The sequence below is a fragment of the Pseudomonas sp. RW409 genome (genome assembly GCF_003184125.1).
Taxonomy (GTDB): domain Bacteria; phylum Pseudomonadota; class Gammaproteobacteria; order Pseudomonadales; family Pseudomonadaceae; genus Aquipseudomonas; species Aquipseudomonas chlororaphis_I.
In genome coordinates, this window is sequence record NZ_QHHP01000041.1 from 1446771 (window position 1) to 1460735 (window position 13965).

Genomic DNA, 13965 nt, shown 5'->3' on the forward strand with positions numbered 1-13965 from the left:
TTAACTGCGTTGCCGCTGTAGCCGTTGTAGCCGCTGCGGAGCGTAGCGAGGCTGCGATCGAGGACGAAGTCCTCGCAAAACCTGTGTACGCGGTTTATCGGGAAGAATGGGTTGCCTGGTTTACGGCCGCTGTGCGGCCGATCGCAGCCTCGCTACGCTCCGCAGCGGCTACAACGGCATCCAGCCTGATGCGGCAATCACTCCAACGGCCCCAGCACCTGGCGATAACGTTCTTCGCCTTGGGGTGTTTGCCGCACCAGGCGGATTTCCAGGCCCGGTGGGTTTTCCTTGCGGTTGCCGCTGAGCTGGCGCCAGCCCTTGTCCCGATCCCAGACCCGCAGCTGCAAGTCGCTGACATGCTCCAGCACCGCCACGGCGTTTTTCGGCGCGGGCAGCGGGTAACGATCGCGGGCCGGCGCCGCCGCGCGGTACAGGGTGTCGCCCTTGAGCCACCAGCGCACCCGTTGCAGGCCGTCGCCGGGCGTCGCCGCGCTGCGGATCACATCCAGGCGGAAGGTGCCGCTGTCGGCGCTGCGCACGGTCAGGGCCGCCGGCACATCGCTGGCTTCGGCGTCGCTTCCCGCCGGCACCGGCTCCATCAACTCCACACTGGCCCGTAGCGCCACGTCCCGTTCCAACTGGTGCAGGGTGCGCAGCAGCTCCTCGGTCTGCTCGCTGCTGGCCTGCAAATGGCTGTCGGCCCGGCTGACGCTGTCCAGCCCGCGCCAGGCGATCACGCTGACCACCGCCATCAGCAGGATCGCCACCATCACCTCGATCAGGGTAAAGCCGCCTTGCCGCTGGTTGATCCGGGCCTTCATGGCAGCGCCACCACCCGTACCACGCCGGTGGCAGTGCGTTGCACCGTCAGGCTGTTCTGGCCATCGGACAGTTGCACCTGCAGCGGCGCGTCGATCCATTCGGCGTTGAGCACCAGCCGCGGGCCGGGCTCGATGCGCACTTTGATCGACGGGCTTTCCCAGGGCCGCGGGCGCAGCTGCGGGTCGTCCTTGAACTGGTCGAGGCCGCGGCCGTCGTCGCTGGGCCGGCTGAAGGCGAAGCCCTTGGCATCCGCCCGCCAGCTGATGGGGCGGCCATCCACGCGCGCCTCGGCCTGGGCCACCTGGAGCAACTGGGCCAGGCGCTCGGCGTCCTTGCGCAGGCCCTGCAGCGGGTCGGGGCGGATGCTCAGGCTGATGGCGGCGCTGGCGATCCCGATGATCACCAGCACCACCATCAGCTCGATCAGGGTGAAGCCCTGTTGTCGGGATGGGGTCATGGGGCACGCCTCCTGTGCGTCGGTTTTCATCCTGCCCGGTGAATGTGAAATAAAAACGTGACCATTGCGCGCTAGGCTGCGAAGACGGACAAACAGGAGGTCCTTGCCATGGCATTCGTCCATCGATTTTCCCCGCCGCAGCTGGTGCAGTCCGTGGCCCTGCTGGCGATCGTGGCCGGGGTGGCGACCTGGTCGTCGCTGCTGCTGACCCCCGCCGAGTCGCGCACCCCGCAGGCGCCGCCGCAAGCCCTGGCCGCCCAGGCCCAGAGCCCGGCGCAGCAGTGGTTTTCCAACCAGCCGCTGGCGCTGGACATCAAGGTCACCGGGTTGATGGCCAGCCCTCGCGGCGCGGTGGCGATTCTCAGCCTCAACGACGCGCCGCCGCGCAGCTTCCTGGTGGGCGAGCGCCTGGCCCAGGGCGTGCAGCTGGTGGCCATCGAGGGCGACGGGGTGGTGATCGAACGCGGCGGCGAGCGCTCGCGGCTGGATGTCAGCAAGTTGCCGGAGAGTCCGGCGTTGCCGGTGCTGATCCGCCAGTGACGACCCTGTCGAAAAGTGCCTGGTTAAACAGATTCCTGATAGTAGCGGGGCCCTTGTAGGAGCGAGCTTGCTCGCGATGGACGTTAACGATAACGCGTGTGGATTGGATGAACGCGGCGCTCTCAGGTCCATCGCGAGCAATCGAGCGTCGACCGGCTGCTCCTACAGGGTTAATCCTTAACGATTGGGGTTCTTCGGCACCCGCGCGACCAGGGTGTCCAGGCGCGCCAGGGGCGGGGCCTCGCGGCTGCGGTCGAGGACCAGCACGCTGACCCGGGACAGCCGCGGATCGGGGCTGGGGGCGATGTTCTGCTCGCAGCGCAGCTTGAGCCGGCCCTGGTCGCACTCGATGTTCTTGGTCCCCGGCGGCAGGCGGCCTTCCAGGCGCAGTTCCGCCAGGCGCGACTGGGCCGCCAGCAGGGCGATGGATCTATCCCGCAGCAAACCGTTGCTCTGGGTCATCAACCCGGCCACGCGGATCGCCGCCGACATGGCCACGGCGATGATCGCCAGCGCCACCAGCACCTCGATCAGGGTGAAACCCCGTTGTTTAGTGGCTGGCCGTCTGGCGGATCGTTTGGGTAGTGGCTGGCGTGGCCCCGGCATGGACGTCTCGTGGCGCAAATGAAGGCTTGCAGCCTAACCGGCAAATTTGACCGATTGGCTACGGACGCTCCCGAGCAACGTCAATATCACTGACATATTTTCTTGTAACACTGCCCGACGAATCGAAATCAAGCCAAGGAACGTCGAGATGGATGTCGTGCGCTTCACGTCACACCCCCAGCCTCATCTTCAGCCCCGCCGCCAGCCCCGTCGCCCGCGCGGCCAGGGCGGTTTCACCCTGATCGAGATCATGGTGGTGGTGGTCATTCTCGGGATCCTGGCCGCGATGGTGGTGCCCAAGGTGCTCGACCGTCCGGACCAGGCCCGGGCCACCGCGGCCAAGCAGGACATCGGCGGGTTGATGCAGGCCCTCAAGCTCTATCGCCTCGACCACGGCACCTACCCGAGCATGAACCAGGGCCTGAAAGTGCTGGTGGAGCGCCCGGCGGACGCCAAGAACAGCAACTGGCGCTCCTACCTGGAACGCCTGCCCAACGACCCCTGGGGCCGTCCTTACCATTACCTGAACCCGGGGGCCAACGGCGAAGTGGATGTGTTCTCCCTGGGGGCCGACGGCCAGCCAGACGGTGACGGCGTGAATGCCGATATCGGCTCCTGGCAGTTGTAAGCGCCGCCATGACAGCCCGTTCGCCGACAGCGGCGAAACAGCGTGGCATGGCCATTATCAGCGCCTTGTTGATCGCCGCCGTGGTGGCGGTGATCGCCGGCGGCATGCTGACCCGCCAGACCCTGTTCACCCGCGGGCTGGAAAGCGAGCAACTGCGGGTCCAGGGCAGCTGGCAGCTGCAGGGCGGCATGGAAGTCAGCCGCCAGCGCCTGTGGGAAGACCGTCAGCGCGATGTGCTGACCCGCCTCGACCAGCACTGGGCGCGGCCGATCCAGCTCGCGGCCCTGGGCCCGGGCGCCGGGCCGTTCGAAGGCCGGCTGGAGGACGAACAGAGCAAGTTCAACCTGCGCAACCTGCTGGCCAACGACCGCCTCGACCCGTTGCAGATAGAGAACTTCCAGCGCCTGTGCGAGCTGCTGGGGGTCAACGCGACCCTGGGCCAGCGCATCAGCCAGCGGGTGATCGCCTCCTACCCACGGCTGTTGAGCCCGGAAGGCACGGCGGCGCCGGCCAATAGCGGTTTCCACAGCGGTCGCGATACCTCGCCCGAGGCCGCGCGCAAGCCGCTGCTGGCCAAGCAGCCGATGCTGCGCAGCCTCGACGACCTGCTGGGGGTGAACGGCGTCGATGAAAAGCTGCTGGCGCGCCTGGAACCCTTTGTCACCATCCTGCCGGCCAATACCTGGGTCAACGGCAATACCGCCAGCGCCGAAGTGCTCGCCGCGACCGTGCCGGGGCTTGCGCTGCCACGGGCCAAGGCGCTGATCGCCGAACGCGACAGCGGCCAGTGGTTCATCAATCAGGGCGACTTTATCAACCGCCTGCGCATGCCGCAGGTACCGGCGGACGCGGTGCGGGTCGGCATCACCAGCGAGTGGTTCCGCCTGCAAGGCCAGGCCCGCGGCGAGCGGCGCCGGGTCAAGCTGCTGGCCTTGCTGCACCGCAGCGAAGACAACATGCCGCGGGTGATCTGGTCGCGGGTGGGCGTATGAGCCGCTTGCGCGTCAGCCTGCCGCCCTTGCACACACTGACGGCCGAGAGCCGGGTGAGCTTTGCCCGGCTCCAGGTTAAGGAAGGCCAGGTCCAGGAAGCCGGCGAAGCCAGCCTGATGCAGTTGGGGCAGGTGCCCAAGGCGCCGGCCGTGGAGTGTTTCCTGCACCCCGAGGACAGCCTGCTGGCGAGCATAGAGCTGCCGGCCCTGGCGCCGGCCAAGGTCAGCGCGGCGGTGGCCTGCGCCGCCCAGGCGCTGATTCTCGGCCACAGCGACAGCCTGTACGTGGCCCACAGCCCGCGCGACAGCGACGGCCAGGTGCATATCAGCTGGTTGCCGTGCGAAGCGCTGGCGCGGCTGGGCCAGATGCTGGAGCAGGCCGGCCTGAAACTGCGCGGCCTGTACCCGGCGCCCTATGCCTTGCCGGTGCCGGCGGCGGGTCAGTTGACTGCCTGCCTGCAAGACCAGCACCTGTTGCTGCGCCACAGCCCGCAGCAGGGCAGTGTGCAGCCGCTGCCGGAAGACGCCTTGCAGGCGTTGCTGGCCAACGGCGCCGGGTTGCAATGGGTGGGCGAGGCGGCCCCGCAAGGGGCGCTGGAGCAACTGCCGGACAGCTGTCGCTGGACCGGCCAGGCACCCGCCTGGGGCCTGCACGGCGGGGTGCAGAACAACAGCGCTCGCCAACAGGGCTGGGGCCGTGCCGCGGCGCTGTGCGCGGTGGCGCTGATGGTCTGGACCCTGGGCCTGAACCTCTACGCCGCGCGCCAGGCGGCCCAGGGCCAGCAGCTCAAGGCGCAGATGAGCCAACGGGTGCAGCAGGTGTTCCCGGAATTGCCGGTGATCCTCAACCCCCTGCAACAGGCGCGTCAGCAACTGGCGGCGCGCCAGAGCGGGGCCAGCGGCGACGCCCCGCAAAGCTTCAACAGCCTGGTGCAGCAGGCGAGCAACGCCATGCCTTTCGTGATCGGTGGGGTCGAGCAACTGAATTACCAGAACGGCGAGTTGCAGCTGAGCCTGCTCAGCGACACCCGCGTCCCCGCACCCGACAGCGGCTGGCAGGGCCTGCTGACCCAGGCCGGGCTCGAAGCCAGCCCCGGCGACCAGGGCTGGACCCTGCGTGCGGCCACAGGCATGGCGACCGGCGCGGTGCCGATGGAAGCCGACGACAGCGAGGAAGACGAGGATGAATAAGCTGAACCTCAGCCATTACCGCCAGCGCTGGCAGCGCCAGGCCGCCCAGGCACAGCTGTACTGGAACGGCCTGGCCCTGCGTGAGAAACGCCTGCTGGCCGGCGCGGCGGCGGTACTGGGCGGCCTGCTGGTGTGGCTGGTGCTGATCGAGCCGGCGCTGAAAAAGATCGATTACTGGCAGGCCGAGATCCCCAAGCTGCGCTCCCAGTCCGAAGCCCTGGAGTTGGTGCTGCACCAGGCCGGCGGGCCGCGTGGCGGCGAGGCGGGGCAGAGCCTGGAGCAGTCCTTGCGCCAGACCCTGGATGCCGCCGGCCTGCAGGGGCTGTACCAGTTGCAACTGGCGGGCGAGGGCGAGTCCCAGGCCTGGCACTTGAGTTTTCAAGAGGCCCCGGCGGATGCCGTGGTCGGTTGGCTGCTGGGCAATCCCCGGCAGTTTTCCCTGGAAGTGGTAGAGGCCCGCCTGCAACGCGCAGGGGCGGCCGACATCGATGGCACGGCAGGCAAACTGTCCGGAACCGTTCGCATGGATCAGGCGCTTGGCGCTAAGGAAGCTTCATGAAGTGGTCAGGTTCTTTTTACGCCCGCCAATCGCGCAAGGCGCTGCCCTTGCTCCTGCTGGGGCCGCTGGCCCTGGCGCTGGCGGCGTGCAGTAACAACAAGGAGCCACAGCCACCGTTGCTGGTGGACAGCGAACTGGGGCGGCCCCTGGGCGAGACCAATCGCAGTGGCGGCGACGTGGTGGCCGAGCGGGAGAGGGCCCAGGCGCAACAGACCCAGCGTCCCAAATACCAGCATCCGATCAGCCGTGCGGGACGCGCGCCCGGTGCTCCCGCCGCCAGCAGCACGGTGGTGCGCAATCCCCTGGGCGACCAGCCGGTGCGCCTGAATTTCGTCGACGTCGATATCCAGGCCGTGGTCCGGGCCCTGGCGCGTTCCACCGGCCAGCAGTTCCTGGTGGACCCGCGGGTCAAGGGCAACCTGACCCTGGTCAGCGAAGGCGAAGTGCCGGCCCACCAGGCCTACGACATGCTGCTGGCGGCCCTGCGCATGCAGGGCTTCAGCGTGGTGGATGTCGGCGGCGTGGCCCAGGTGGTGCCGGAAGCCGACGCCAAGCTGCTCGGCGGGCCGATCTACAACGCCGGCAAGCCGTCGGCCAACGGCATGCTGACCCGCACCTTCCGGCTGCAGTACGAAAACGCGGTGAACCTGATCCCGGTGCTGCGTCCGATCGTGTCGCCGAACAACCCGATCAACGCCTACCCGGGCAACAACAGCATCGTCATCACCGACTACGCCGAGAACCTCACCCGGGTGGCGCAGATCATCGAAGGCATCGACATCCCCAGTGCCCTGGACACCGACGTGGTGCCGGTGCAGAACGGCATCGCCGTGGACATCGCCGGCATGGTCTCCGAACTGCTGGAAACCCAGGGCGCCGACCCGACCCAGAAGGTCAGCGTGGTCGGCGACCCGCGTTCCAACTCGATCATCATCCGTACCGGCAGCCCCGAGCGCACCGAGCTGGCGCGCAACCTGATCTACAAGCTGGACAATGCCCAGAGCAACCCGAGCAACCTGCACGTGGTGTACCTGCGCAACGCCCAGGCCGGCAAGCTGGCCCAGGCCCTGCGCGGCCTGCTCACCGGCGAGAGCGACAGCGGCACCGGCGACAACGCACGGGCCATGCTCGGCAGCATGGGCGGCATGAGCCAGGGCGGCAGTTCCAGCAGCGGCCAGAGCGGCAGCACCAGCTCCACCAGTGGCAGCTCCAGCCTCAGCGGCGGCAGCTCCGGCAGCGGTTATGCCCAGGGCGGCAGTTCCAGCAGTAGCCAGGGCGGCACCCAGGCGTCCGACCAGAACACCGCCTTCAGCGCCGGCGGCGTGACCATCCAGGCCGATGCCACCACCAACACCTTGCTGATTTCCGCGCCGGAACCTTTGTACCGCAACCTGCGGGAAGTCATCGACATGCTCGACCAGCGCCGCGCCCAGGTGGTGATCGAGAGCCTGATCGTCGAAGTCAACGAAGACGACGCCGCCGAATTCGGCGTGCAGTGGCAGACCGGCAACCTGGGGGGCAGCGGCGTCATCGGCGGCGCCAACCTGGGCGGCAGCGGCCTCAACCTCAACGGCAAGACCAGCGTCGACGTGCTGCCCCAGGGCCTCAACGTCGGCCTGGTCAACGGCACCGTGGACATCCCCGGAATCGGCAAGATCCTCGACCTCAAGGTGCTGGCCCGGGCCCTGAGGAGCAAGGGCGGGAACAACGTGCTGTCGACCCCGAACCTGCTGACCCTGGACAACGAAGCGGCGAGCATCTTCGTCGGCCAGACCATTCCCTTCGTCACTGGCAGCTACGTTACCGGCGGTGGCGGCAACAGCAACAACCCGTTCCAGACCGTACAGCGCGAAGAGGTGGGCCTGAAGCTGAATGTGCGGCCACAGATTTCCGAGGGTGGCACGGTCAAGCTCGACATCTATCAGGAGGTCAGCAGCGTCGACCAGCGCGCCTCGGTGGAGGCCGGCACCGTGACCAACAAACGCGCGATCGACACCAGCATCCTGCTCGACGACGGCCAGATCATGGTCCTCGGCGGCCTGTTGCAGGATGGCTACAGCCAGAGCAACAACGCGGTGCCGTGGCTGTCGACCCTTCCCGGGATCGGCGCGCTGTTTCGCAACGAAAGCCGTTCGACCAACAAGACCAACCTGATGGTGTTCCTGCGGCCCTACATCATTCGCGACAGCGCCGCGGGGCGCAGCATTACCCTCAACCGCTACGACTTCATGCGCCGCGCCCAGGGCGGACTGCAGCCGGACCGCAGCTGGGCGATGCCGGACATGCAGGCGCCGCAGTTGCCGACGGCGGAGCAGGGGGTGCCGGGGGTTGTGCCGGTGTCGTCGCCAGCGCCGATACCGGGTTCGGGGCTGGTGCCGAGGGCTAGGATCAGGGCGGTGCCGGTTCAATGATTGGTGTACATATCCGTTGCTGCGGTAACGGCGGCTTAGGGTTCCGCCCTTACGGCGGGTCACTTTTGGCAAACGCCGGAATGCCGGCCCAGCCCAAAGTAACCAAAAGGTCTCGCCCCTCCATTCGGCCCCTCGCTAAGGCTCGGGGTGCCCTCACTCCGGCATTGCTCCGGGGGCCCGCCGCCACAGGCCATCCATGGCCTGGGGCGGCTAGCGCGGCATCCCTGCCGCGCTACCCCCTACGCAACGCCTGCGTTCGGCCTCTGGGAAAGGGGCGGGTAGATCAAGAGCGAGAGCCACAGCAAAAGCAAGAGCTAAGCGCGTTTTACGCGCTTCTTGTAGCCGCTGCCGAAGGCTGCGATCGGGCGCGCAGCGCACGCCAAACCAGACGGCGCGGTGTATCAGGCAGATCGAGGCGCATGGTTTTGCGTCTGCTTCGCAGCCGATCGCAGCCTGCGGCAGCGGCTACAGGGATCAGCGCCAAATTCAGGCCGGCCGGTAGACCACCTCGCATTGCTTTTGATTTTCTTGCCCCGTCGGAAGGTGGAGTAGAGGTTCTGCGCAATGGGCAACTCGACAAGGATGCCGAATTAGCCACCCCAGGCCGTGGATGGCCTGCAGCAGCTACAGGGATCAGCGCCAAATCCAGGCCGGCCGGTAGGCCGCCTCGCATTGCTTTTGGTTTTCTTGCCCCGTCGGGAGGCCGAGTGGAGGTTCTGCGCAGTGGGCAACTCGGCAGGGATGCCGAGTTAGCCGCCCCAGGCCATGGATGGCCTGTGGCGGCGGCCCACGGAGCAGGACCGGAGCGAGGGAATCCGAGCCCTAGCGAGGACCGGACGCTGGGGGCAAGAGCCTTTGGTTACTTTGGGCTCTTCAAAGTGACTCGCCGTAAGGGCGAAACCCTAAGCCGCCGTTACCGCAGCAACGGATATGTACACGGCCAAGGCCAAGGCCAAGGCCCGGAGGCACTCCCATGAACCCACAACTCCCTTATGCCTGGGCCAAATCCCAACGCATCCTCCTGCGTCACAGCGAGGAGGGCGCCGTACTCCTGGTCTGCCCCTCGACCCCCGGCTGGTCGATCAGCGAAGCACGCCGCCAGTTCGGCCCGGCGCGCCTGGAGCGGGTGCGCGACGAAGAACTCGACGGCCTGCTGGCCAGCGCCTATTCCGACACCGGCAGCGCCGCCGCGGTGGTCGGCGCCGCCGAAAACGAAGTCGACCTCGACCGCCTGATGCAGGACATCCCGGAAATCACCGACCTGCTGGACACCCAGGACGGCGCGCCGGTGATCCGCATGATCAACGCCTTGCTGACCCAGGCCGCGCGGGACGAGGCCAGCGATATCCATATCGAGCCCTATGAAAGCCATTCGGTGGTGCGCTACCGGGTCGACGGCACGCTGCGCGACGTGGTCTCGCCGCGCAAGGCCCTGCACGGCGCGTTGGTGTCGCGGATCAAGATCATGGCCCAGCTCGACATCGCCGAAAAACGCCTGCCCCAGGACGGCCGCATCGCCTTGCGCGTGGCCGGGCGGCCCATCGATATCCGGGTGTCCACGGTGCCCACCGGGCACGGCGAACGGGTGGTGATGCGTCTGCTGGATAAACAGGCCGGGCGCCTGCAACTGGAAACCTTAGGGATGGACCCCCAGGTGCTGGGCAAGCTCGATAACCTGATCCGCCAGCCCCACGGCATCGTGCTGGTCACCGGCCCCACCGGCAGCGGCAAGACCACCAGCCTCTACGCCGCCCTGGCGCGGCTGGACGCCAGCACCAGCAATATCCTCACCGTCGAAGACCCGGTGGAATACGACCTGCCGGGCATCAGCCAGATCCAGGTCAACGCCAAGATCGACATGACCTTCGCCCTGGCCCTGCGCGCGATCCTGCGCCAGGACCCGGACATCATCATGATTGGCGAGATCCGCGACCTGGAAACCGCGCAGATCGCCGTGCAGGCTTCGCTCACCGGCCACCTGGTGCTGGCGACCCTGCACACCAACGACGCGGTGTCGGCGGTCAACCGCCTGATCGACATGGGCGTCGAACCCTTCCTGCTGGCCTCGTCGATGCTCGGGGTGCTGGCCCAGCGCCTGGTGCGCCGGTTGTGCCCGCACTGCAAGGAAGAAGACCCGACTGCCCCCGGCACCTGGCGCCCGGTGGGCTGCCCGGCCTGTAACCAGGTCGGCTACAGCGGGCGCACCGGCATCCACGAGCTGTTCTGCATCGACGACGACATTCGCAGCCTGATTCACCAGGGTGCCGACGAACAGGCGTTGCGCGCCGCCGCGCGCCGCGCCGGGATGTTCAGCATGCGCGAGGACGGCGAGCGCTGGGTGCGCAGCGGCGCCACCGCCCCTGAAGAAATCCTTCGCGTAACCCGGGACGCCTGATGAACCGTTATCGCTACGAAGCCGCCGACGCCCTCGGCAAGATCGAGTCTGGGCACCTGGAAGCCGACAGCCAGAGCGCCGCTTTCGGCGTGCTGCGCAGCCGTGGTCTGACGGCCCTGATGGTGCAGGTCGAGAGCAACACGCCCAAGGCCGGTGGCGGTGGCCTGTTCAGCGCCAAGCTGTCGGACAACGACCTGGCCTGGGCTACCCGCCAGCTGGCCAGCCTGCTGGGCGCCAGCCTGCCCCTGGAAGCGGCGCTCAGCGCCACGGTGGAGCAGGCCGAGCGCAAGCACATCGCCCACACCCTCAGCGCGGTGCGCGCCGATGTGCGCAGCGGCATGCGCCTGGCCGAAGCCCTGGCGGCGCGGCCACGGGATTTCCCGGACATCTACCGGGCGTTGATCGCCGCCGGCGAAGAGTCGGGCGACCTGGCCCAGGTCATGGAACGCCTGGCCGACTACATCGAAGAGCGCAACACCCTGCGCGGCAAGATCCTCACCGCCTTTATCTACCCCGGCGTGGTGGGGCTGGTCTCGGTGGGCATCGTGATCTTCCTGCTCAGCTACGTGGTGCCCCAGGTGGTCAGCGCTTTCTCCCAGGCGCGCCAGGACCTGCCGGGGCTGACCCTGGCGATGCTCAACGCCAGTGACTTCATCCGCGCCTGGGGCTGGCTGTGTTTCGGCGTGCTGGCCGGCGGCTTCTGGAGCTGGCGTATGTACCTGCGCAACCCCCAGGCCCGCTTGAACTGGCACAGCCGGGTACTGCGTCTGCCGCTGATCGGGCGCTTCGTGCTGGGTCTGAACACCGCGCGCTTCGCCTCGACCCTGGCGATCCTCGGCGGAGCCGGGGTGCCGCTGCTGCGCGCTCTGGAAGCGGCGCGCCAGACCCTGTCCAACGACCGCCTGAGCCAGAGCGTCAGCGACGCCACCGCCAAGGTCCGCGAAGGCGTCAACCTGGCCGCCGCGCTGCGGGTGGAAAAAGTCTTCCCGCCGGTGCTGATCCACCTGATCGCCAGCGGCGAAAAAACCGGCGCCCTGCCACCCATGCTCGAACGCGCCGCGCAAACCCTGTCCCGCGACATCGAACGCCGCGCCATGGGTATGACCGCCTTGCTCGAACCACTGATGATCGTGGTCATGGGCGGAGTGGTACTGGTGATCGTCATGGCGGTGCTGCTGCCGATCATCGAGATCAACCAGCTGGTGCAATAAAAGGAGGGCTTCTGTAGGAGCGAAGCTTGCTCGCGATAGCGTCCGTCCAGACGACTCGCGTCGCCTGGGTCGCGGGCAAGCCTCGCTCCTACGGTCATGGCGCCGAACTGCTGTCGACGCGAATGCCTGTAGCCGCTGCCGAGCGCAGCGAGGCTGCGTCGCCAAACCTGAACACGCGGTTCGCCAGGAACAACAGCAGGGGTTGTCTCAGTTTTTTTCTGCTCCGAGGTCTGCCACCCGAGCGGCCAATCCGCCGAACTCGGGTTCCTCGTTCTGTCATGCACAACCACCCCCATCGCCCCCAGCCCAAGACCCACGCCGCGTCGGCCCGTGAGCTGGCAAAAGGCCCCGCGAAACCTCGCTGTCACCTGTGCTGAAAAGCCCGTGCCAAGGCCCCCGAACACCCGAGAAAGTTTTTGAAAATCAAGGCCTTTCTCCCGAGGTTTTTTCCTTTATCTGTCACCGGAAACTGCGAACTTCTTACCCATGGCCTCACCCCGCACAACGCTCTCAGAGCAGGGCAGAGGATCTGAGCGCCATGGCGTCATGCAAGAACCATTGACCTCCGTATACACACGACGAAAGGAGATTCTTCATGTTTAAGCGCACTATGATCGCAGCTTCCCTGGCCGTAGCGGCTCTGGCTTCGGCCCAATCGATGGCGGCTGTTGTGGGTGGCGGTGCCACTCTGCCACAGAACCTGTATGGCACCACCGCCGGTACCGGCATCCTGGCTTCCTCGACTCCTGGCTTCAACCCTTACATCGGCGTAGGCAGCGGTGCAGGCAAGCAGGCCTTCTTCAACAATGACTCCACCAAGTTCAACCTGGCTGCTGGCATCAACGTCGACTACGCCGGTAGCGACTCGATCGTGAGCCTGGCTGAACTTAATGCCTACAATGCCAGCGCCGACAAGGGCCGTACCACCTTCGGTCCTTTGATCCAGATCCCGGCCGAAGCCACTTCGGTGACCGTGCCTTACAACATCGCTGGCAAAACCACGTTGAACCTCACCAGTGCTCAACTGGCCGATATCTTCTCAGGCAAGATCCAGAACTGGAAAGATGTCTCCTTCGGTGGTACGGCTGGTCCTGATCTGCCAATCAAGGTTGTCTATCGCACCGACGGCAGCGGCACCACCGAGATCTTCACCACTCACCTGAAAGCCGTGAAGCCTGCTTCGGTACCTGCCGCCAGCAACAGCTTCGCCACCGCCGTAGGCTTCAACCCGGCCACCAATGCTCCAACCGGTTCGACCTACATCGGTGTTTCCGGTAGCGGCGCGATCGCTTCCACCGTGGCCAGCACCAACGGCGCCATCGGTTATGTCAGCCCTGACTTCGCCGAGTTCAACAACGCTGCCAAAGTGGCAACGGTCAATGGCTTCCTGCCAACCGCCGTCAACGTACAGGTCACGCTGGATACCGCACTGCCACCGACCAACCCTGCCAGCGGCAAGGACGTCGCCAACCCACTGGACTGGGTACCGACCTTCGCCAACCCAAGCACCGGCTACCCAATCGTAGGTTATACCAACCTGGTCTTCAGCCAGTGCTACAAGGACGCCGGCGACAACCTGCGTATCCGCAACTTCCTCAACACCCACTACACCGGTGGCAACAACGCCACTGTGACCAGCCACTCCTTCATCCCACTGCCAGCCAGCTGGCAGACCGCTGTACACAACACCTTCTACAACACCACCAGCGCCCTGCGCGTAGGCAACACCAACGTCTGCAACGGCATTGGTCGTCCGGCCTGATACCCCGCCATCGGCAGGGTTCGTGTAACCGCCGGCAATGGCTCAAGCCATTGCCGGCTTTCTCGTTTCCGGCTGTTGTCGCGCAGATGAACTTTGCATGACAAGAGTTCGGTCGCGCCTGCCCATAACCGCCTTAGCAGTAATCCCGCGAATGTTTTGGCGGCAACCGTCGTACCCGCCATTCGCCCGAACAGTAAAAAGGATCCGCAAGTGATGCGCTCTGAGCCGAATCAGCCTGTTTCCCGACTCATCAACGCTTCTGCTGCCCATGGACAGCCGGTGCTGCGACTCAAGCCGCTGGCGCAGGCCATTGCCCTGTTGATGCTCGCCGGCACGGCCCAGGCCGCGCAGCCTCTGGCCTTCAGTTCGGGCTGGTTCGGGGCCATGGGGGG

General features: G+C 66.5%; 12 protein-coding genes. 9 read left to right on the top strand and 3 right to left on the bottom strand.

The window, feature by feature from the left end:
• Nucleotides 1-197 precede the first annotated feature (197 nt).
• Together DK261_RS26965 and gspH are read right to left on the bottom strand one after the other, a co-directional pair.
• Nucleotides 198-821, bottom strand: coding sequence for a type II secretion system protein J (locus DK261_RS26965; protein ID WP_037005850.1), 624 nt, complete (start codon nucleotides 819-821; stop codon nucleotides 198-200).
• On the bottom strand, nucleotides 818-1279 hold the full coding sequence (gene gspH / locus DK261_RS26970) for a type II secretion system minor pseudopilin GspH (RefSeq protein WP_016704693.1): 462 nt from the start codon (nucleotides 1277-1279) through the stop codon (nucleotides 818-820). Before gspH ends, DK261_RS26965 begins: the two co-directional genes overlap by 4 nt.
• Nucleotides 1280-1387: 108 nt before the next feature.
• Between gspH and DK261_RS26975 the strand changes: the two genes are divergently transcribed.
• The gene (locus tag DK261_RS26975; protein ID WP_009048762.1) at nucleotides 1388-1819 is read left to right on the top strand and encodes a type II secretion system protein N; all 432 of its coding nucleotides are present in this window, start codon (nucleotides 1388-1390) and stop codon (nucleotides 1817-1819) included.
• Between the two features lie 177 nt (nucleotides 1820-1996).
• Here the strand turns inward: DK261_RS26975 and gspI are convergent, their stop codons facing one another.
• A complete protein-coding gene (gene gspI, locus DK261_RS26980) occupies nucleotides 1997-2425 on the bottom strand; it encodes a type II secretion system minor pseudopilin GspI (protein ID WP_103330979.1) in 429 nt (142 codons plus the stop codon).
• A gap of 148 nt (nucleotides 2426-2573) precedes the next feature.
• Between gspI and gspG the strand changes: the two genes are divergently transcribed.
• The 8 genes from gspG (at nucleotide 2574) to DK261_RS27025 (ending at nucleotide 13573) form a co-directional block, all read left to right on the top strand.
• Nucleotides 2574-3053: a type II secretion system major pseudopilin GspG gene (gene gspG, locus DK261_RS26985; RefSeq protein WP_009048764.1), complete on the top strand. Its 480-nt coding sequence runs from the start codon at nucleotides 2574-2576 to the stop codon at nucleotides 3051-3053.
• Between the two features lie 8 nt (nucleotides 3054-3061).
• The gene (gene gspK, locus DK261_RS26990) at nucleotides 3062-4045 is read left to right on the top strand and encodes a type II secretion system minor pseudopilin GspK (RefSeq protein ID WP_110176944.1); all 984 of its coding nucleotides are present in this window, start codon (nucleotides 3062-3064) and stop codon (nucleotides 4043-4045) included.
• Entirely contained in the window at nucleotides 4042-5235 is a 1194-nt protein-coding gene (gspL, locus tag DK261_RS26995) for a type II secretion system protein GspL (RefSeq protein WP_110176946.1), read from the top strand. Before gspK ends, gspL begins: the two co-directional genes overlap by 4 nt.
• Nucleotides 5228-5794, top strand: a complete 567-nt coding sequence (gene gspM, locus DK261_RS27000; RefSeq protein ID WP_053268930.1) for a type II secretion system protein GspM — start codon at nucleotides 5228-5230, stop codon at nucleotides 5792-5794. The genes gspL and gspM overlap by 8 nt, the downstream gene beginning before the upstream one ends.
• Entirely contained in the window at nucleotides 5791-8205 is a 2415-nt protein-coding gene (gene gspD / locus DK261_RS27005; protein ID WP_110176948.1) for a type II secretion system secretin GspD, read from the top strand. Before gspM ends, gspD begins: the two co-directional genes overlap by 4 nt.
• A gap of 973 nt (nucleotides 8206-9178) precedes the next feature.
• On the top strand, nucleotides 9179-10600 hold the full coding sequence (gene gspE / locus DK261_RS27015) for a type II secretion system ATPase GspE (protein ID WP_009048770.1): 1422 nt from the start codon (nucleotides 9179-9181) through the stop codon (nucleotides 10598-10600).
• Nucleotides 10600-11811 (top strand): type II secretion system inner membrane protein GspF, encoded by a 1212-nt coding sequence (gene gspF / locus DK261_RS27020; RefSeq protein WP_016704707.1) that lies wholly within the window; start codon nucleotides 10600-10602, stop codon nucleotides 11809-11811. The genes gspE and gspF overlap by 1 nt, the downstream gene beginning before the upstream one ends.
• Before the next feature lie 595 nt (nucleotides 11812-12406).
• Nucleotides 12407-13573, top strand: coding sequence for a substrate-binding domain-containing protein (locus DK261_RS27025; protein WP_016704708.1), 1167 nt, complete (start codon nucleotides 12407-12409; stop codon nucleotides 13571-13573).
• The last annotated feature ends 392 nt before the right edge of the window (nucleotides 13574-13965 follow it).